Below are 18284 nucleotides of genomic sequence, written 5' to 3' on the forward strand. Positions count from 1 at the left end.
AGCAGGTGTTTGCGATCAACGAGATGTTGCCCGACCGGGGACCATCCCCGCGTGCGTGGGGAGCAGAGTTGCGTCCCATGGCGTGGCGCTCCTTTGGGGCCATCCCCGTGTGCGCGGGGAGCAGCCCGGACTATCCGCGCGTGCATCCTGATCGCGGGGACCATTCCCGCGTGCGCGGGGATGCAGGCCTAGACCAAGAACATGCTGACCAACAGCTCGGGACCATCTCCGCGTGCGCGGGGAGCAGCGGTGCGGCCAGTACGGCGGCGCCGGTCAGTAGGGGCCATCCCCGCGTGCGCGGGGAGCAGCGTCACGAAGGTGTTCCGCGACTGGACACAGACGGACCATCCCCGCGTGCGCGGGGAGCAGACGCCCCGGCAGAACCATGCCGTGTTGGCGTCGGGACCATCCCCGCGTGCGCGGGGAGCAGCGCCACTTGATCTCGTAGGGAACTCCGTCTTGGGGACCATCCCCGCGTGCGCGGGGAGCAGTTGGAGGCGGCGGTGACGCTCATGAGGGGGTCGGGACCATCCCCGCGTGCGCGGGGAGCAGACTTGCTGACCTGCGGGTTTATCGGCGCCGAGGGCAAGAATTGAGCACTTTCGATGACTTGGACATTTCGGGCGTGCCGTCCAGTGTCTGAGACTTTGCTGTCGAGAACAGGTTAATGCTTGGTGGGTGTGACTCTTCGGCGTGGAGTATGCGCTGTGGTTGTCGTAAGCAGGGGAGTGAGCTTTCGCCGAAAGTCAGGGGTGTCCTTGGACACGATGATCCTGATGGGACATGAACTCAGAGAAGAGAAAGGTGGCGGGCAGGCCCAGCGGCCTAGAGCTGTTACGGGGGCTGTGAGCTTTGTGTCGTCGCTGTCTCGTGTCTGTGTGGAAGCGCCGCGCCGTACCGCGACTGCTGTGGGGGTGGTCTGAACCTGCTCCGGTTCCCGCATCGAGGACGGGACGGCGCCAAGGTGAGGAGCCGCTCACTGTGCGGCGGGCGAGTCAGGTGATGCGGCAGCGTGCAGCCAAGCCTCTCAACTCCGGGGTGGTACGCCCCGACACGAGCAGTCCAGAGATCAGGTCACGTACGGCGGGTCGTGCGTGGGTTTCTTCTGGGGCGTGGCGTTCGGCTGCCAGCAGGGCATCCAGGCAGTCGGCGCGGCGCCCCAGGTACCCATAGGCGCGGGCGACGTCGGTGTAGTAACGAGAACGGCGCTCTACAGTGGGCAAACTTGCTGGCAGGAGCCGATGAGCAGCGGAAAGAGCTGCTGCGGCGTCGCCAGCGGAGTATTCGGCGGAGATACGGTGTAGTTGGACGGTGACCGGGCTGAATCCACCACCATGGTCACGCAGCAGAGGGGTACCGCCGAGCTGGGCGGCGATCGCGGCCGCCTGGTCGGTGAGTTCGCGCATCCCGGTTCGATCTCCGCAACGCGCCGCGGTGTAGGCCGCCGACTGGATCAGCAGCCCCCGCTCGGCCATATGCCGTGCATCACCTTTACCTGCATCGAGATGATCTGCGGCCGACATGGCGATGCTCATGGCCTGGGCGTGCCAGCCGGCTTTCCGAGCCAGTACGGCGAGGTTCCTGGCGGCCTCGGCGGCTACCAGCCGATCACCGCTGGCGCCAGCGATCACCCGAGCACGGTCTGCTGCTATCCACCCCAGCTGCTGATCGTCGAGCTTGATGAGCATCCGGGTCGTCAAGGTGTAGATCTGCGCCAGCACCGTGTTGACATCTGTCTCGTGAGGATCGGCCACCGCGACAGCTTGGCCGCTGGAGATCAGTCGCGGCAGCAGATGCGCCAGGTGGCCATACCGGCAGCGATGGAAGTCGGACAGGGCTGTGGCCAGCTCAGCACGCAAGTCCTGACGCGGGATCAGAGCCGGGACAAAGGTCAGGCCGAGCATCGCATCCCGTACCCGGGCGATCGGCAGATCGCCCAAGGCGGCCTGGTCGGCCTGAGGACCATCGGTGCCCAATAGGCGCGAGCCTGCAGCGGCGGCTGTCACCGCGAGATTGGCCAAGAGCTGACGTCTACGCACTGGATCTTCACCGTCCTCGCATCCCGTCTCTGAGGCCACCCTAGGCGCGCGGATGGCAGAAGGACCGCTGCGCGGCCGGACCGAGCGCCAGTGCTGTTGCCCGCCTCCGACGGGCTCCGGGGTAAGGCCGAAAACATGTGGGGGATGGCCAGGGCGTCGGCGAGCAACCTCAACACGGTGACGTCGTTGAGAGGCGCGATTCCGCGCTCGAATCGGGAGATCTGGGCGGCGGAGTAGCCGGTGCGCCAGCCGAGTTCGCTCTGGGGCAGTCCTTCGGCGTCCGGGACATCCCCGCGTGCGCGGGAGCAGGAAGAGGCGGAGATCGCTCGTCTCAAGGGCTCGGGACCGTTCCCGCGTGCGCGGAAAGCAGCTCAACACCACGCAGACATTCAAGACGAAACTGGGACCATTCCCGCGTGCGCGGGGAGCATGGCGGCGGCGGCGAGACCACGGACCTGGAGCCGGGACCATCCCCGCGTGCGCGGGGAGCATTGGACATCCATCCACAACGTCAAGGCGTTCGAGGGACCATCCCCGCGTGCGTGGGGAGCATCAGGGCGGGGCGTTCCTGGACGAGGTCGCCGACGGACCATCCCCGCGTGCGCGGGGAGCATTCAGACGCGCGCCCTACGAATGCGTGCTCAATGGGACCATCCCCGCGTGCGCGGGGAGCATACCCTGCAAACCCTCCGGCTAGGGGACGCGGTCGGACCATCCCCGCGTGCGCGGGGAGCATACTTCTTGACCTGGGCTTATGTCGGGGTGGTGAGGCTTATCCGTTCGGTCGGATCGGGACTGGTTTGATCAGGATGAGGCCGCAGCCGTAGGCGCGGGCGTGGCCTAGGCCGGTGGTGAGGACGTCGGCGAAGACGTCGGGGGATGTGACGGTGAGTTCGCCGCGGATCTCGGCGCGGCCGATGCGCAGCTTCGGTTTGCCGGAGGCACCCGCGATCTTGGGGAGGACACGGGTGACCAGGGTGGCGGGGTCGCCGAAGGCGCCGATCCGGCGTACTCCTCGGTCTCCCACGGGGGGTTCACCCGGTGGTTGGAGTCGTTCGGCGAACCAGCGCCGGGCGTGGTCCGGGGTGGTGTCGGCGAGCCGTTTCATGTGGCTTCTTCCCTCGGGAGGGATTTCGCTCGGACGGAGATGCCGGTCGCTCATGCGCGCCGGGTTCACCACGGCCCGGAACCGGTACCGCCGGCCTGTTTCGATCTTCTCCTCGACGAGGATGACGCCCGGTGCGCCCTTCAGAGCCGCCGAGGGGATCCTTGTCCAGTCGGGCTGCACCCTCGACTGGACGACCACCGTAAGCGTCCCCTGCTTGAGGTCGGCGTTCGCCGTGTGAAGGACCTGCAGCTGGGCGCGGGCGTCGTCGGCTCCGTCCTCCACCCATCCGTGGAAGCCGCTCATGACGAGCCGGTGCATGGCCTGGGCGTCCAGCAGCGCGCGGGCGGTGAAGGGGTGGCGGGCATCCAGTTCAAGGATGCTGTGGCAGGCGAGGAAGACGGCGCTCACTCGGTCTCCCAGGTGATCGTGGGTGCCACCGGAGGAATGATCCGGCGGCGTTCCCAGCGTTGGACATGGACGCGGTCGCGGGAGGTGAAGGAGGCAGGCTGGTCCATCACCGGTACGGCGTCGGGCTCGTCCTGGGTGACCTCCACCCATGAGTACGGGCTCGACGTGGTGGAATTCGGCAGCGGTGCCGTACGGGCCAGGACCGATTCGAGGTCGCCGTCGTGGACGCCGTGGTTGAGAGGCTCGGCGGGAGGGCAGTTCTTACGGCCGAGCCACACCATGCGGCGGGGCCGGTCCAGCCGGTTTGCCAGGTGCTCCAGCAGGCCACGGTCGCCGGATTCGACCGCTGCGACGAACGCCGCGTCGGAGAGGTACCAGCGGTTTGTGATCAACGGCATCCGCTTGGTGGTGACACCGGCCTGTAGACGTCCAGATTCGTCCCGGTGGATTCCCTTCGGCGCGCCGTACCAGGAGGAGAGTTCGACCGTGCCGAAGGCGCCCTCCACGTTCTCGACCGGTTTCCGCTCGGCTGCCTCGGCCCGTTTCGGGTCGACGATCAGGTCACGGGGGCGGACCGGGAAGCGGCCGCCTCCCACGACGTGGTAGTCGCGGATGAGTACTCCCGGCCGGTCGGCGCGTACGCCGAAGCGCAGTTCCGCCAGTACGGCGAGCGGCAGCGCGTCCGGGTAGTCGGTGTCATGCGCGTCGCGGTGATGGCCGTCCGCGGCGGCGAGTAGTCCGATGACGCCGCTCTTGGTGGGGCGTTCCGGATCGGTGTCGCGATGCATGAACCGGGAGGCGGTCCCCCATGCCTGCAGCGGACCGGCCAGCCGGATGAGCAGGGTGAAGGTCATCCCCGGCCGCCCAGGACGAGTTCGCCGGGGGAGTCCACCTCGGCCAGGTCGAACGCCTCGTCGGTACGGAGCTTGGCGAGCAGGTCGGTGACGTCGAGGTCGTAGGTGAGGACCGCGCCCCGGCTGAGGCCCGGTAGCTTCCGGGCGGCGAGCCGGTGCTGGCGGACGAGCCGCCGCACGGCCTGCGTGCTCACCGCCTCGCCGTCGCCGAAGGACAGCACCCGCTCGAACGCGGAGGCGTAGTTGACGGGGCGGGAGCCGCTGACGGCCAGCACCAGTTTGGGCAGGACGCCGGGAGCACCCGTTGTGGTCTTCTTCGCGGTGGGGACGGCGTGGCAGAACGCGTCGGTGAAGGCTTGCTCGGCGGCTGTCGCGGCGGCCTCGATGTCCGGCTCGGAGAGGCCGCTGTTGCGGAGGTTACGGCGGAGCTGTTCGCGGTCCAGCACGGTGTTGCGGTAGAAGGTGCCGGAGGAAAGGCTCTGGTAGCCCGTGATGGCCGCCCCGCTGTCGTCACCGAAGCCGGCGTCGAGGGCGTCGAGGGCGTACCGCCTGCGCCGGTCCTTCTCGTCGTCGACCGCAGTGAAGAAATCTTCGTCCGTGACGCCCGCGTCCACGGTGAAGGCGTGGGCGGACTGGACGGCTCCGTCCACGTTCGGCGACTCGGCGATCTCGGCGAGCATCCTGCCGAACAGCGCGATGTCGATCGCGTCGGCCGGGGCCAGAGCCGCGATGACCTGGTTGCGGATCTCCCTGAGCAGGGGATTCCTCTCCGCCTGCCCGTCCTCGCTCGCCGCGGGAACGGCCTCGGTGGCCTGTTCGTCCGCGGGAGCCTTGGCGGCGCGGCCTCCGCGGCCACCCTTCGTCTTCTTCACGGCCTCCTGCTGCCGGATCTCGCGCTCCGCGGTCACCCACGGAACCAGGGCGGCGGAGTGCTCGTGCATGATGGCGGCCAGCCGTACGGCGGCGCCGGAGTGCGCGAAGACGGCGACCTTGGTCAGCTCCGGCCTCTTGCCCTCGTCCCCGAACTTGAGCCCGCACGAGGCCAGCACGGCCCGGGCCGTCTCGTCGGCCTGTTCGGGATCCCAGCCGAGTACGACGAGCTCGGCAGCGGTCTTCAGGCCCCATTCGCGGGTCCGTATCCCAAAGGAATGTCCCGCCAGCGGGCCCACGCCCTCGTTGGCCCGGTTCCGCATGTACATCCGCTCGGCCCGGCGCCAGGACTGTGCCGAGACCCGGGTGCGGACCTCACCCCCGTAGAGCAGGTCCTTGGGGAGGTTGTTCTCGTCCCGGTTCAGCAACACTCCGGCGAACGTGGTGATCGCGTGGAGCGAGAGGTACTGGTCGGTCATGACTGTCTCCGTGTCTTGGGCGCGAGATAGAAGTCGTGCGCCCAGTCGTGCTGGACGCTTCGCCGGGGGTCGGTCCAGCGCCGTAGGTCCACGGCGAGTTGCTCCCACGAGGGCGGGGCGGCCTTGTCCGCCCTGAGCTGGTCGATCGCGTGCTGCACCCGTCTCCACGGGGGTTGCCGGGAGACCAGGATCTGGTTGAGCAGCCGGACGCACCCGTCGTTGTCGGGACCCTTGGAGGTCCTTCCGCCGATGTTCCGCATGGCGCGGCCCAGGTTGCCCCAGCCGACGTGGGGGTCGCTCCGCCCGGCGTGGAAGCGGGCGAACAGGAACGCCACCCGTTCGAAGACGAGGACGCCCGCCGGGTCGCCGTAGGCGAAGTTGCCCGCCAGCAGCCGTGGCACGGTGTCGGCCCGCAACCGGCGCAGATCGGCCAGTGCTCCGACGTCGTGGGACCGCACCAGCCCCGCGAGCCATCCGACGAGTCGCTGTTCCGGCGGCTTCCCTTGCGAAGTCTCGTCGAGGGGCAAGGTGTCGCCATCAGGTAGTGGCATGGGTGATCTCCGGATACATCGCGAACGTGTGTTTGGTGGCCAGCTGGCGCCGCAGTTCGTCCCTGGCCTGTACGGCGGCGCGCCAGCCCCGGGTGTTGGGCGGCAGCGGGCGCAGCCGCTCGTCGAGGGCGTCCGTCGCCACCGCGCGCATGGTGGCGGCGTAGCCCCGGAGCGCTTCCACGGCGTCGGACCCGTCCGCGACCGCCTCCAGAAGGTGGTGAAAGGGCGCTCCGGCCCGGGCCCACACCTCGTCGGAGGCGTCGAACCGTCCCATCAGGGTCTTGGTGTTCTCGCGGCTCCGGCCCGGATAGGCGTAACGGCAGGCGACGGCGGCGGCGCGCCGTACGGACTGGACGGCCTCGTCGGCGAGCAGCGCTCCGTCCTTGGCGGCCGTGAGGAGCGCTCCGCCGTGCAGGGGGTTGTAGGGAAAGACGTCACGGACCCATCCGGCGACCTTCGTGTTGACCGCGTCCAGGCCGACGGCGAGCAGCTTGACCGGCCGGTCGAGCCCGGCTATCAGGGTGAAGAGGTTCGGGTTGCGGCCGGGATCCAGGCTCGCCCCGTAGATGGCGTGCGCGTCCCGCCAGAGGGCCCGGCTCAGGCTGGCCTGCAGGTGCCTGCTGCCGATGTACACCGCGTCGTGGTCGGCGACGTTGTCGACGGTGACCGTTTCACCGGCGCCGAGCAGCACGCGGTCCACGACCACCTCGTCGGGTGGCGTTCCCGGGGTGTGGCGAGGACGCAGGAGGATGGAGCGGCCGAGCGCGCTGTGCCAGTCGGCGGGTCCGTCCAACCGGCGGGTCTCCCTGGTCGAGGTGAACGTCCTCCGTCTCGGGTTGCCCGTCCAGGTCGTGTTCAGGGTGCCGGTGGACCTGGACAGGCACAGGTTGAGGCGCAGTGTGTCGGCGACGCTGTCGCCGACGGCGAGAACCCGCACGCGCGTCCCGAGCCTGGCGACCGATCCGTAGGTGAAGGGCTTGCCGAACAGCTTCACCGGTGCCATGACCCGCCCACCCAGCCCGTAGCAGTGCTGGGTGATCATCGCGAGGAAGGCGTCGCGGGCCTTCATCGGCGCCGGGTCGTGAAGATGGACGTGGTCGGCGAACTGGTTGTAGTCCTTGGCTCGTTCCAGGACCAGCTGCACGGGGCTGTAGCCGTGCTCGTCCAGGTGCTCGGCGAGCAGGGCGTTCTGTCCGAAGGGGTGCTCGGGGTCGAACAGGTCGAACCGGCGCCGGTTGACCGGGTCCGAGAGCCACTCGACGACCGGGGTCAGCGGCCGGCGATTCTCCACCCACTCTCTCCACTCCTCGGCGTCTTCCGGAGTGAGGCCCGCGGCGTGACAGATAGCCAGCAAGAGCTCGTAGCACGCGACCACCGTTCCCGGGGAGGGATGGGTGATCGCGAGGTCTTCCTCGGCGTGCAGGAAGACCTCGGAAAGGGAGCGCGATACCGCCTTCCGGCCGTTTTTTGTCAGTCCTGGGATGCACCCTTGGGTGTTCAGGGGAAACGACGGCCGGTGGGTTTCGTTCTCCGGGTCTTTTCGCATAGAACCTGCCAACTTGGAGAAGCCAACGATGACGGAACATATACCTCCCGCGACCGACAAGAGAGGCGTTCCGGAAAGGTCTTACCTGTGGGTGTGGGGGAAGACCGATCACAGGGGTGTCAGCCGGAAAGCCGGTGGGCCTGCCTGGAACCCGCTGCTGGCTCACGCGCTGGACACGGCCGCCGTCGCGATCCTCCTGTTCGACGTTTACCTTGCCAAACCGCTCAGATCCCTGATGGTCGACACTTTCGGTGGCGGCGATGTCGAGAAAGCCAAGAAGGTGATTGCCCTTCTCGCTGCTTTGCATGACATTCCGGGCAAAGCGTGCTCAGGGTTTCAAGGAGGATTTCATCGGAGCCCGCCGAAAAACGGTCTGAAAACAGCGGCGAAGCACTGGGAGGCTCGGGCTCGCGCCACCGGCCTGCCATTGGCTCCAGATCTGGGAAAGTACCCACCCGTCGCCCACGCGGCGTTGACCGCCCAGTTGCTTCCCGCTCTTCTGGGATGTTCGTGCCGCCGGCGTTGCGGGGGAGACGGAGAGGACTCTCCGGCCCTGCACATGGTGGCCGACCTGCTCGGGGGGCACCACGGGCACATCCCCTCTCTCCGTGACGTCAGGTCGGTGAACATCGACGCCCATGAGGCGTGGCGGAGGGTTCACGAGGAACTCGTCGACGACCTGGCCCAGATTCTGGAGGTCGAGCGGACGGACATGGCGAAGACCGTCGTCCCGCCGTCGCGTCCCGTGGTCCTGCCCGCCTTCGCGGGCCTCGTCGTGCTCGCGGACTGGATCGCCTCGAACGAGACGTTCTTCACCTACCGGAGTCCGGACGATCCCGTCACCGACTGGTGGGCGGCATCGCAGGAGCAGGCGGCGAGGGCGGTACGGACGCTTCGCCTGCGCCGCTGGCAGGTCGAACGGACCGGATGGGCCACCCTCTTCGGCGAGGACCGGATGCCGCGTCCCGCCCAGGAGAGCGTCATGAGGCTGCTTCCGGAGACGGGACCCGCCATGGTCATCGTGGAGGCCGACACCGGCAGCGGTAAGACGGAGGCCGCGTGGTGGGCGGCCCACCACCTGACCCTGACCAACGGCTACCACGGCATGTACATGGCGTTACCCAGCCGCGCCGCGACCGAGCAGGTGGGAACGCGCGCCACCGGCTTCGTCGGTGCCAGCCTCTCCGGAGACATGGAGCAGGCCAACCTCGCGATCGTGCACGGCACCGCCGCCGCCTCCGCCGTCGCGGAAGAACTCCTGCAGGCCGCCTCCGTCGGTCCGGCGGTCGCGGTGGACGGGATCAACGTGACATGCGAGGACTGCCGGAGGGCGGTGCTCGACGACTGGTTCCTCTTCGGGAAACGCGGGTTGCTCTCGCCGTTCGGCATCGGAACCGTCGACCAGATCGTCCTGGCTGTCCAAAGGTCCCGTTTCTGGTTCCTGCGCCTGTTCGGGCTCGCGCAGAAAGTGGTCGTCATCGACGAGGCCCACGCCTACGAGCTCTATCAGCAGACTCTTCTCGGCGAGGCCGTCACGTGGCTCGCCGACGCCGGGGCCTCGGTGGTCGTGCTGTCGGCGACGCTGCCCCGCGCCGTGAAAGAGACTCTTGTCGAGGCCTGGTGCCGTGGACGGCGAAGCCCCCTCACCCGCGAGGCCCCGTCCGAGAGCACGATCACCGTGGTGGACGGAGAGGGGCGAATGCGCGGTGAGACACCGCCGGTTTCCCACTCCGGCCGGACGTCGACCCGGAGCGATCTGCTCGAACTCCTGCCCCCTGTCGCCTTCCCCCGACGGCCGAAGGATCGCTCCTTCGAGCACGGGTGGGCGAGGAGCATGCTGGAGCAGGCTCGGGAAGGGGGGATCCTCGCTGTTCTCCGTAACCGTGTCGACAGCGCCGTCGAGCTGTACGAGGCGGCCTGCTCGGTCGCCGGCGAGTTCGGCTGGGACGAGGAGACCGAGATCTTCCTGCTTCACGGACGGCTCCTGGAACGTGACCGGAACCGCGTCCAGCAGCGGTTGCTCGACCTCCTGGGGCCCCACCCCGTCCCGGATCTCCGGGCGACACACCCCAACCCGAAGCGCCCCAGGCGGCTGCTGGTCATCGCCACACAGGTGATCGAGCAGTCCCTGGACCTGGACTTCGACCTGATGGTAAGCGACCTCGCCCCATTCGACCTGTTGATTCAGCGGCGTGGGCGTGTGCGACGTCACCGCGTCAACGACCCCAGACGCCCTCCGCTTCTCGACCAGGTAGCGCCCCTACGTGTTCTCTGGCTGCCGGATCCGGAGGGCGCGCCGCTGGTGACGTCCCCCGACAATCTCGACGGAGCCGTCTACGCGCCCTATCTCCTGGCCGCCACCTGGCACGTGCTCACCGACGCGGGCGCGGAGCGCTCCGCGGACGGCAGCCATCGCAGGGAGGTCCGCTCGGACGAGGTGCCTGGCCTCATCGAGGCCGTGTACGGAGATCGGCTCCGGGGGCGCACACCGCACCTTGAAGAACTGCTCCATCGGACTCGGCAGGAGATGGAGGACGGCCTTTTCGAGGAGAGGAGAGAGGCAGAGGAACGCATGGTTCCCGCCTACTCCCCGAGAGGCAAGGCAGTAACGGTCGAGGGGCTGGCCTCCGGATGGCTCAACGGGGAGGAGACCGACCCCGGGCTTCCCGTTCACCTGAGTGCCCGGTCACGCCTCGGAGCCGACAGTTACGACATCCTCTGCCTGTTCCGGCAGGCCGACGGTGGCCTGACCTGGGATCAGCGGGGAGAACACGTCGCCGACCTGACGGTCTATGATCGTGACAAGCAGTCGGCGCAGTACCGCGAGCAGCTCCGCCAACTGCTGCTCAACACCATTCGGATCCCGCAGCGCTGGTTCCAGCAGGGGAAGTGGCCACACCCGGAGGAGTGGGCGGCCGTCGGCTACGGGCCACTCCGCCGTCCGACGCTCATCTTCGACCCCGAGGGGGTATGCGTGCAGGGGCTGCCCGGTGAGCTCGTTCTGACGCAGCGGACTGGTCTGCGGAAGGCGAACTCGTCGAGAAGACCGAATCGGCGCTATCGTCGGACCGGTAAGCCCTAGTCACATAGGGATGATCCGTTGGCCGGTTCGATGAGTTGGTCATCAAGATCATTATCCCCGCCTTTGCGGGGCAGGCGGCAGCGGGTGTGACGGCACTCCTACGAACCCGCAGCTTACGATATGCGATCCCGTGCACGCGGGGATGTTCTCTTGTTCGTGCCGCTCTTGTTCGGCAGCGCGTCATGCTCTCCGCGCATGCGGGGTCCCAGGTGGGAGAAGTGGAACGGGCATAAAGGTGGCGAGGGCGAGTGAGGGGCGTTGAGGGGTTGGCGTACTCGCGGTCCATGTGGGCACGGGCCCGGCGCAAGTAGGTAAGGCCCTCGGGGGGCACCCGATCGGCATGGCGCGACGGTGGTCCTTGAATCCGCAACCCGGAGTCCGGGGAGGATTTTCATGGGAGGGCAGTGGGCCGGAGCGGGTACGGGGGCCGTACCCGCTCGTGAGTTTTCCGTGTGGTCCCACCCGGCTGCGGGGCCGTTTTCGGGTGTGGTGGGGCCGTGTGGGAGGGGGTCAGCGCTTGATGGCGATGCCGCCGTGCATCGAGACGTCGGTGTCCTTGATCGCCCTTGCCTCGGCGTCGGGGTGCCAGCGATGCACCTGCGTCACGCCGGGGGGAACGAGCTCCAGGCCGTCGAAGAACCGCTCCACCTCGGCCTTGGTGCGTGTCTTGGACGGGATGCCGCGCTGGTTGAAGGCCGCGACGGCCGACTTGACCTTTTCGGGGGCGCGGTCGATCGCGATGGTGGACATCGCCAGGGCGCTGCCGGGCGCCAGGGGCTCCAGGAGCCGGCGGACGATCTCGTGTGCCTCGTTCTCGTCGGCGATGAAGTGCAGGATGGCGATCAGGCAGAGGGCGACCGGCTTGCTGAAGTCGAGGGTGTCGTGAATCGCCTCGGCTCCGAGGATGCCGTGCGGGTCGCGGATGTCGGCGTCGATGTAGGCGGTCTTGCCGGTGGGCGTGCCGACGAGCAGAGCGCGGGCGTGTTGCAGCACGATGGGATCGTTGTCGATGTAGACGATCCGGGCCTCGGGGTTGACCTCCTGCACGACCTCGTGGAGGTTCGGCGAGGTGGGCAGGCCGGTACCGATGTCCAGGAACTGGTCGATGCCCTGCTCGGTGGCGAGGTAGCGGGCCGCGCGGACCATGAAGTTCCGGTTGGCGCGTACGGATATCGGCAGGTAGGGGGCGACGGCGATGACCTCTTCAGCCACCTTCCGGTCGGCCGCGAAGTTGTCCTTGCCGCCCAGCATGTAGTCGTAGACGCGGGCCGAGTGAGCTTGGTTCGTGCGCAAGTCGACAGGCTTTGAGCTGTAGGAGCCCTCAGGCGTCGGTCTGGACCAGTCCATGTTTCCCGACAAGGATGATCCTCCGATCTTTGATTCGGCATCGTGTCATGTAGCTATAAAGCGTGTCGATCATATGCTCCTGATCCGCGGAACAGGAACGAGCCTCAGATTGCGGGATGAGAACGTTTCAATCGGGGCGGAGATAGGGATGTCTTCTCGTTTCCCATGGCATGCCGGGGCGTCGGCCGTACGGCGGAGGCGTCCCGATCGCACGCCGGGGAGCGTTTGCGGAGCGGAGCCTGGGCGATGTCGCGGTTCAGTTCGAAAACCGCGGTGAATACGGGCTTGGCGTCGCTGGACAGGGATGTGGTCACCGCCGCACGGACCGGGGCGTGGGCGGGAGGAGGCCGGGTGGACGGGCCGGGCGGGAGGATGGGGACGGCGGGTGGGCGGGGTGGCCGGAGGCGACGGTACGGCCGGGCGAAGGCGCCCTTCGCGATGTGTTCCGCGTTCGATCCCGGTGTGATGCGGAGGGCCGGAATGGCCATTCTCCGGGATGGAATACGGTTGGTCGTCGAAGTGCTGCCTAATGGAATGCAGCAATTCAGGAGATGCGTTACAGGAGACGCGAATGTGACGCTAATGATATGTCTGAATTTGCAGGAAAAACCATCCTCATCACGGGTGGTGGCAGCGGCATCGGCCTGGCCACTGCCCGTCACCTGGTCGCCGCCGGTGCGAGCGTGGTGCTCGCCGGGCGGAGCGCCGACAGGCTTGAGGCCGCCACGAAGGTCCTCGACGCCGATGACAGGGTGCTGGCCGTGCCCACGGACGTCTCCCGCGTCGGCGACCTCGACGAGCTCGCCGCTCGAATCCGGCAGCGGTTCGGCACTTTGAGTGGTGTTTTCGCCAATGCCGGAATTGCCTTTTCTGCGCTCACCGCCGACGTCACCGAGGCCGACTTCGACCAGGTGATCGGCACCAACTTCAAGGGTGCCTTCTTCACCGTGCAGAAGGCGCTGCCGCTGGTCGAGGACGGCGGGGCGATCGTGGTGAACGCCTCGTGGCTGGTCCACCGGGGCCTGGGCCTGGCGTCGGTGTACGCGGCCAGCAAGGCGGCCGTGCTCAACCTGGCCCGCACGCTCGCCCCCGACCTGGCCACCCGGGGCGTCAGGATCAACACCATCACCCCCGGCCACGTCACGACGGACATGTTCGACGCCGTCACCGGAGGCAACGAGCAGGTCCAGGAGTTCTTCCGCGGTCAGGTCGCGCTGGGCAGGCTGGGCAGGCCCGAGGACATCGCGGACGCCGTGGCCTTCCTGCTCTCGCCCCGGGCGTCGTACGTCACCGGCCAGGAGTTCGTCGTCGACGGGGGACTGGTCGGCTCCGTTCCCGGCTGACCTGCTGACCAGCTGACCGGCTCCCGGTGGTCCGAGCCCGCAGATCCAGACGACCATTCCCGTCGAAGCCGGCCCCGCCGCGGTCGTTCACGAAGGACGATCGCATTCTCAGCCCGGATTCCAGCCCCTTGGCCATCGTGGTTCTCGGGGCGGGAGGGGCGCGTCAGGCGGGGTCGGCGGTGGGGGCGACAGCGGGGTCGGTGGCGGTGGTGGCGAAGCCGGTGGTGGTGTCGGTGCCGGAGGAGGCGTCGGGGGAGGTGCCGGGAGAGGTGTCGAGGGAGGTGTCGGGGGAGGACGAGGCGGCCGGGGTCATGGCCGAAACCATCGGCTGCCACGGTGTGGCGTCGAAGATCAGCATGATGGACGAGATCCTGCCGTCGAGGAGACGGAAGTGCTCCGCCGTGCGCTGGGTGCCGACCGGCGTGGCGGTGTGCAGGTCGTAGACGAGCGTGGCCTCGGACTCGCCGTACAGCTCGCTGATCAGGTCGACGCCGGTCACCACCTGGAGGAACCCGGGGAGGGTGGACAGGTGCTCGACGGGGTCGTCGAAGCTCATGAGCGGGCTCTGGAACCTGAACGGCCGGGCGAGCTGCGCGACGGCCGTGGGAACGTCTCCCCGGAATCTCGCGTCGTGGTAGGCCCGCACGACCTGACGCGTGCGAGTGTCAGTGGTCATTCGGTGGGGTCTTCTTCCGGTGAGTTCGGTGAGTTCGGTGAGTTCGGTGGGAAAGGTGAGGGTCCCGGCGGGTCATTCGGTGGGAGGCAGAACGGGCGGCTGTTCGATGCTCCGGACCGTGACGACGAGCCGCAGGCAGAGATCTCTGAACTGCGCGATCTCGGCGGGGCTGAACTCCCGGAAGACCGCCGCCATACCGGCCTGGGCGGGTGCCCGGAAGGACGCGATCCACCCCTGCCCGGCAGGGGTGATCCTGACCAGGACCGAGCGCCGGTCGTCCGGGTCGGGTACGCGCTGGGCGAGCCCCTCGCGTTCGAGGGTGTCGACCAGTCCGGTGACGTTGCGAGAGGTCACTCCGGCCGCCTGGGCCAGGTCGCCGATGCTGATTCCGGTGCCTTCCGCCACGCCGAGCCGTAGCAGGATGTCGAGCGCGCCCGAGCTCAGCCTCTGGTTGTGGGCTCCGCGTGAGCGCATGAGCTCGATGGCGTGGGACGCGCCGCGGACGGCGGTCGCGGCTTCGAGGGCGAGGGTGTTGTCTCCGCCGATGAACTGGGCCAGGGCGGCTCTGACCTGGGGATCGAAGAGGCGGCCTTCCGGGTCGTGCGCGAGGTCGGGGGAATGGTTATGTACGTGCTTCATAATGAGGCCATACGTTATCGGATCACGTCGGCCGCTGCGACCGGAAACCGCAGGAATCACGCGCGACTTGCCTGATCTGCGCGGTCGGGGATGCGCGGTGCCGGCTCTGGTCCGGTCCTGTGTCTCAGGTGGTCGGGTGGTGGTCGCCTGGCGCCGGGGCGGTCGTGAACTGTCCGTGGCCGACGACGCGCAGCAGTTCCAGGTGGGAGAGGTTGTCGCTTCCCGGGGGCGGGGTGAAGACGAGGAGACGCTGATCCTCCTCGGGAGCGAGCAGTATCTCGCAGTCGAGCTCGATCGGCCCGATGGCCGGGTGCAGGACACACACGCGGCTACGGCGACGCACGCCGACCTCGTGCAACTCCCACAGCGCGGCGAACTCCTCGCTGGCCGCGCGCAGCCGCCGGACCAGCCGGGCCGCCACCGGGTCCCCCGACCGGCGGGCGACGGCCGCGCGCAGGTCGGCGGCGTGCAGGCGGCTGTAGTAGTCGTGCTCCTCGGCGGGGTAGGCCGCGCGCTGCGCGGGGTCGGTGAACCAGCGCCAGACGAGGTTGCGGCCGTTCTCCGAGACCGTGCACACACCGCCCAGCAGGGCCTGGGCCATGGCGTTCTGGGCGAGCACGTCACCGAGGTCGCTGAGGACCTGCGCCGGGGTGTCCGTGAGCCGGTCGAGCAGGTGGAGGAGGCCGGGTTTGACGTGGTCGCCCGCCTGGCGGCCGACCGGCGGGCGGTGGCCCGCGAGCAGATACAGGTGGTCGCGCTCGTCGTCGTTCAGCCTGAGCGCGTGGACCAGTGCCGTGAGCATCTGCGGTGAGGGTTGCGGGCCACGGGCCTGCTCCAGGCGAATGTAGTAGTCGGCCGACATCCCGGCGAGCTGGGAGACCTCCTCGCGGCGCAGACCGGGGGTGCGCCTTCTCGGTCCGGTCGGGAGCCCGACCTCCTGCGGGCGCAGGCGTTCGCGGGAACGGCGCAGGAAGTCGGCGAGTTCACGGCGGTTCACGGTCATGCCGTCCATCATTTCCGAGCACGGGAACCGTATCCAGGTACCGCGAGTCCCCTGCAGAGCAGGGCTCTCCTCATCCCCTCCCGGCGACGGCAGTGTTCTCGGTGCCGGAGCGACGGCCGGTACGGAGCACGGCCCACTTGGGTTACGGCCGTACGGAACACGGCCGGCGCGGAGCAAGGCCGGTACGGAGCACGGTCGTGCGGGATACGGCCGGTATGGAACACGAAGGAGACGCGATCATGGCCACTGTCACCGTTGGAGACGCCCGGGTCCACTACGACCGGATCGGCGCGGGACCGGTCCTCGTCCTGGTCCACGGCACCGGTTCGGCGGGCGCCGAGCTGACCTGGGGGCAGGTCGCCCCCCGACTCGCCGACCGGCGTACGGTGATCACACCCGACCTGTCCGGGGCCGAAAGGACCGTCGACGACGGTTCCCCTCTCACGGTCGAAGGGCTCGCCCGGCAGGTCGTCGCTGTCATCGAGCACGCGGGAGCCGACCAGGTCGATCTGCTCGGTTTCTCGATGGGCGCCTCGGTGGTCGCCGCAGTCGCGGCCACGCGTCCGGATCTGGTGCGGCGGCTGGTCACGGTCGCCGGGTGGGCGCACACGGACGGCGACGAATATCTGCGGAACCTGTTCACCCTGTGGCGGCGTCTCGGGGCGGTGGACGCGGAGGGGTTCGGCCGGAGTGTCACGATGACCGGTTTCAGCAGGGGATTCCTCAACGCGATCGGCCGGGACGAAGTCGAGAAGCTGGTGCCCAACGTGCCGCCGACGCCCGGCACCCTGCGTCACGTCGACCTGAACCTGCGGGTGGACGTCCGTCACCTGCTGCCGCTCATCCAGGCGGAGACCCTGGTCGTGGGCTGCGCCCAGGACGCCACGGTACCGGTCGAGAACAGCCGGGCCCTGCACGCGGCGATTCCGGGCAGCGCGTACGCCGAGCTCGACGCGGGCCATGTCGCGTTCTTCGAGAAGCCGGATGAGTTCGTCAAGCTGGTCCGTGACTTCGTCCTCTGAACGCGTCGGCCGTCGGGATCGGCGGCGGCCGGACGGTCCGCTGTCGTCGTCGCGTGTTTCGCGCCGCTCGTCGTGTTCCGTGCTCCTGACACTTCACGGAACTCAGGGTGCTTCATGGCACCTCGTGGCGTTTCACGACTTCGTGGTGTTCCACGGCGTCGGTACGGCGAGCGGTGCCGCGGGGCCCCGGGGCCGGTCGGCGCCGGTGGGCGGCGCATGATCCGGTGCGTGGTCCCGGCCACCGGCTGCGGCACCGGCCGAGACCTCACGGGGACCGGCTGTGGCACCGGCCGAGACCTCACGGGGACCGGGTGGGGAGCGAGGCCGAGTACCGCCACGACCTGGCGAGGTCTGACCGGTGAGGTCTAATGGGACATCGCCAGGAAGACCCCGACCGTGATCGCGACGGTGGCGGCGATGACCAGCTGCTGCCTCGACAGCCGGCCGCTCTCCCGGCTGCCCATGGCGAGCTTCAGGCCGACTATCGCCGTGCGCATCAGCACACCGGTCACCGTCCCGAGCAGCACCGGGACCACCTGGCCCGGCAGGGGGCTGACGGTGGCGACGAGGACACCGACCGCCGGGCTCGCGCACGCGACGACGAGCCAGGGGGCGAGACGCTGGTTGGCCATGTCCAGCAGGGCGGCGAGGGCCAGTCCTTCGCTGGCGGAGTGGACCATCAGGGCGATGATGACGACGGCGGAGGCGGTCAGCGCGAGGGTCGCTCCCTCGACGGCCCGGTGGGTGGTCAGCGCGGCGGCCGTTCCCATCCCGCCGAACAGCGCCGCGTTGACGGCTTCCTTCAGCCTGCGGTGGCGGCCCGGAGCGTGTAGACCGGTGGCCCGTTTGTTCGAGTCCGACGGGCAGGCGCACCCTTTGCGGGTGAAGTAGGTGATGACCAGGAAACCGAACGCTGCCGCGATCCCGACCACCCAGAGGGGGACCCCGGTCTCGATCGCGTCCTGCCACGCGTCGGGAAGCATGTCGGTGAGAGCGATGATCAGCATCACCGCGGAGGCGATCGCCAGCCAGACCGTCAGACGCTTGGACTCGCGCCGGGCCAGCCAGGCCCCCGCGAGAGTCGACATCGAGACCAGTACCACGGCGATCCACGCCCCGCTACCGGGAGGCCGGCCTCCGAGAACGGGTTCGATGGCCTGTACGTGATGTGCCAGCGGCATTTTGACACCCCTTATCAAGCTGGCAGCGGAAAGAGGAGGGAGGACGCTTCGAGCCCCTCCCGGCGGAGCCGGTGCGCTGATCAGATGCCTTCGCCGCGCTCCGGCTCTCCTGTGCTGGTTTTCGTCTTTCGGGTTT

Annotated in this window: 15 protein-coding genes and 2 CRISPR repeat arrays (1 of these 17 only partly in view); of the genes, 3 read left to right on the plus strand and 12 right to left on the minus strand. The window is 68.5% G+C overall.

Features of this window, described 5'->3' with window-relative positions; translation table 11 throughout:
• Nucleotides 1-552: a CRISPR direct-repeat array (repeat unit 28 nt; unit sequence GGACCATCCCCGCGTGCGCGGGGAGCAG) (it extends 24 nt beyond the left edge of the window).
• Nucleotides 553-995: 443 nt separating this feature from the next.
• From AB0N02_RS00125 to AB0N02_RS00155, 7 genes are all read right to left on the minus strand, one after another.
• Nucleotides 996-2021 carry a hypothetical protein gene (locus tag AB0N02_RS00125; RefSeq protein WP_363940712.1) on the minus strand — a complete coding sequence of 342 codons (1026 nt, stop codon included), beginning with the start codon at nucleotides 2019-2021 and terminating at the stop codon, nucleotides 996-998.
• Entirely contained in the window at nucleotides 2003-2308 is a 306-nt protein-coding gene (locus AB0N02_RS00130) for a helix-turn-helix transcriptional regulator (protein ID WP_363942469.1), read from the minus strand. The genes AB0N02_RS00125 and AB0N02_RS00130 overlap by 19 nt, the downstream gene beginning before the upstream one ends.
• A gap of 13 nt (nucleotides 2309-2321) precedes the next feature.
• Nucleotides 2322-2775: direct repeats of the CRISPR family, unit length 28 nt; unit sequence GGACCATCCCCGCGTGCGCGGGGAGCAT.
• A 36-nt stretch (nucleotides 2776-2811) separates the two neighbouring features.
• Nucleotides 2812-3555, minus strand: coding sequence for a type I-E CRISPR-associated protein Cas6/Cse3/CasE (locus AB0N02_RS00135; protein ID WP_363940714.1), 744 nt, complete (start codon nucleotides 3553-3555; stop codon nucleotides 2812-2814).
• Nucleotides 3552-4409 carry a type I-E CRISPR-associated protein Cas5/CasD gene (cas5e, locus tag AB0N02_RS00140; RefSeq protein WP_363940715.1) on the minus strand — a complete coding sequence of 286 codons (858 nt, stop codon included), beginning with the start codon at nucleotides 4407-4409 and terminating at the stop codon, nucleotides 3552-3554. Before cas5e ends, AB0N02_RS00135 begins: the two co-directional genes overlap by 4 nt.
• A complete protein-coding gene (locus AB0N02_RS00145) occupies nucleotides 4406-5758 on the minus strand; it encodes a type I-E CRISPR-associated protein Cas7/Cse4/CasC (protein ID WP_363940717.1) in 1353 nt (450 codons plus the stop codon). The genes cas5e and AB0N02_RS00145 overlap by 4 nt, the downstream gene beginning before the upstream one ends.
• Nucleotides 5755-6309 carry a type I-E CRISPR-associated protein Cse2/CasB gene (gene casB / locus AB0N02_RS00150; RefSeq protein ID WP_363940719.1) on the minus strand — a complete coding sequence of 185 codons (555 nt, stop codon included), beginning with the start codon at nucleotides 6307-6309 and terminating at the stop codon, nucleotides 5755-5757. The genes AB0N02_RS00145 and casB overlap by 4 nt, the downstream gene beginning before the upstream one ends.
• Nucleotides 6296-7855, minus strand: a complete 1560-nt coding sequence (locus tag AB0N02_RS00155) for a type I-E CRISPR-associated protein Cse1/CasA (protein ID WP_363940721.1) — start codon at nucleotides 7853-7855, stop codon at nucleotides 6296-6298. The genes casB and AB0N02_RS00155 overlap by 14 nt, the downstream gene beginning before the upstream one ends.
• A 28-nt stretch (nucleotides 7856-7883) precedes the next feature.
• Here AB0N02_RS00155 and cas3 point away from each other — a divergent pair, with 28 nt between their 5' ends.
• Nucleotides 7884-10937 (plus strand): CRISPR-associated helicase Cas3', encoded by a 3054-nt coding sequence (cas3, locus tag AB0N02_RS00160; RefSeq protein WP_363940722.1) that lies wholly within the window; start codon nucleotides 7884-7886, stop codon nucleotides 10935-10937.
• A gap of 510 nt (nucleotides 10938-11447) precedes the next feature.
• Here the strand turns inward: cas3 and AB0N02_RS00165 are convergent.
• Nucleotides 11448-12230 carry an SAM-dependent methyltransferase gene (locus AB0N02_RS00165; protein WP_363940724.1) on the minus strand — a complete coding sequence of 261 codons (783 nt, stop codon included), beginning with the start codon at nucleotides 12228-12230 and terminating at the stop codon, nucleotides 11448-11450.
• Nucleotides 12231-12871: 641 nt separating this feature from the next.
• Here AB0N02_RS00165 and AB0N02_RS00170 point away from each other — a divergent pair.
• Entirely contained in the window at nucleotides 12872-13627 is a 756-nt protein-coding gene (locus tag AB0N02_RS00170) for an SDR family oxidoreductase (protein WP_363940726.1), read from the plus strand.
• Between the two features lie 163 nt (nucleotides 13628-13790).
• Here AB0N02_RS00170 and AB0N02_RS00175 read toward each other — a convergent pair whose 3' ends face one another.
• The 3 genes from AB0N02_RS00175 to AB0N02_RS00185 form a co-directional block, all read right to left on the minus strand.
• Entirely contained in the window at nucleotides 13791-14303 is a 513-nt protein-coding gene (locus AB0N02_RS00175; protein ID WP_363940728.1) for a hypothetical protein, read from the minus strand.
• Between the two features lie 72 nt (nucleotides 14304-14375).
• Nucleotides 14376-14942, minus strand: a complete 567-nt coding sequence (locus AB0N02_RS00180) for a MarR family transcriptional regulator (RefSeq protein ID WP_363940729.1) — start codon at nucleotides 14940-14942, stop codon at nucleotides 14376-14378.
• A 124-nt stretch (nucleotides 14943-15066) separates the two neighbouring features.
• Nucleotides 15067-15945: a helix-turn-helix transcriptional regulator gene (locus tag AB0N02_RS00185; protein WP_363940731.1), complete on the minus strand. Its 879-nt coding sequence runs from the start codon at nucleotides 15943-15945 to the stop codon at nucleotides 15067-15069.
• Nucleotides 15946-16184: 239 nt separating this feature from the next.
• Here AB0N02_RS00185 and AB0N02_RS00190 point away from each other — a divergent pair, with 239 nt between their 5' ends.
• Nucleotides 16185-16967 (plus strand): alpha/beta hydrolase, encoded by a 783-nt coding sequence (locus AB0N02_RS00190; RefSeq protein ID WP_363940733.1) that lies wholly within the window; start codon nucleotides 16185-16187, stop codon nucleotides 16965-16967.
• 365 nt (nucleotides 16968-17332) lie between these two features.
• On the opposite strand, the gene AB0N02_RS00195 is transcribed toward AB0N02_RS00190, so the two are convergent.
• On the minus strand, nucleotides 17333-18148 hold the full coding sequence (locus tag AB0N02_RS00195) for a hypothetical protein (protein ID WP_363940735.1): 816 nt from the start codon (nucleotides 18146-18148) through the stop codon (nucleotides 17333-17335).
• Between the last annotated feature and the right edge of the window lie 136 nt (nucleotides 18149-18284).

This window comes from Streptosporangium sp. NPDC051022 (genome assembly GCF_040683035.1).
Taxonomy (GTDB): domain Bacteria; phylum Actinomycetota; class Actinomycetes; order Streptosporangiales; family Streptosporangiaceae; genus Streptosporangium.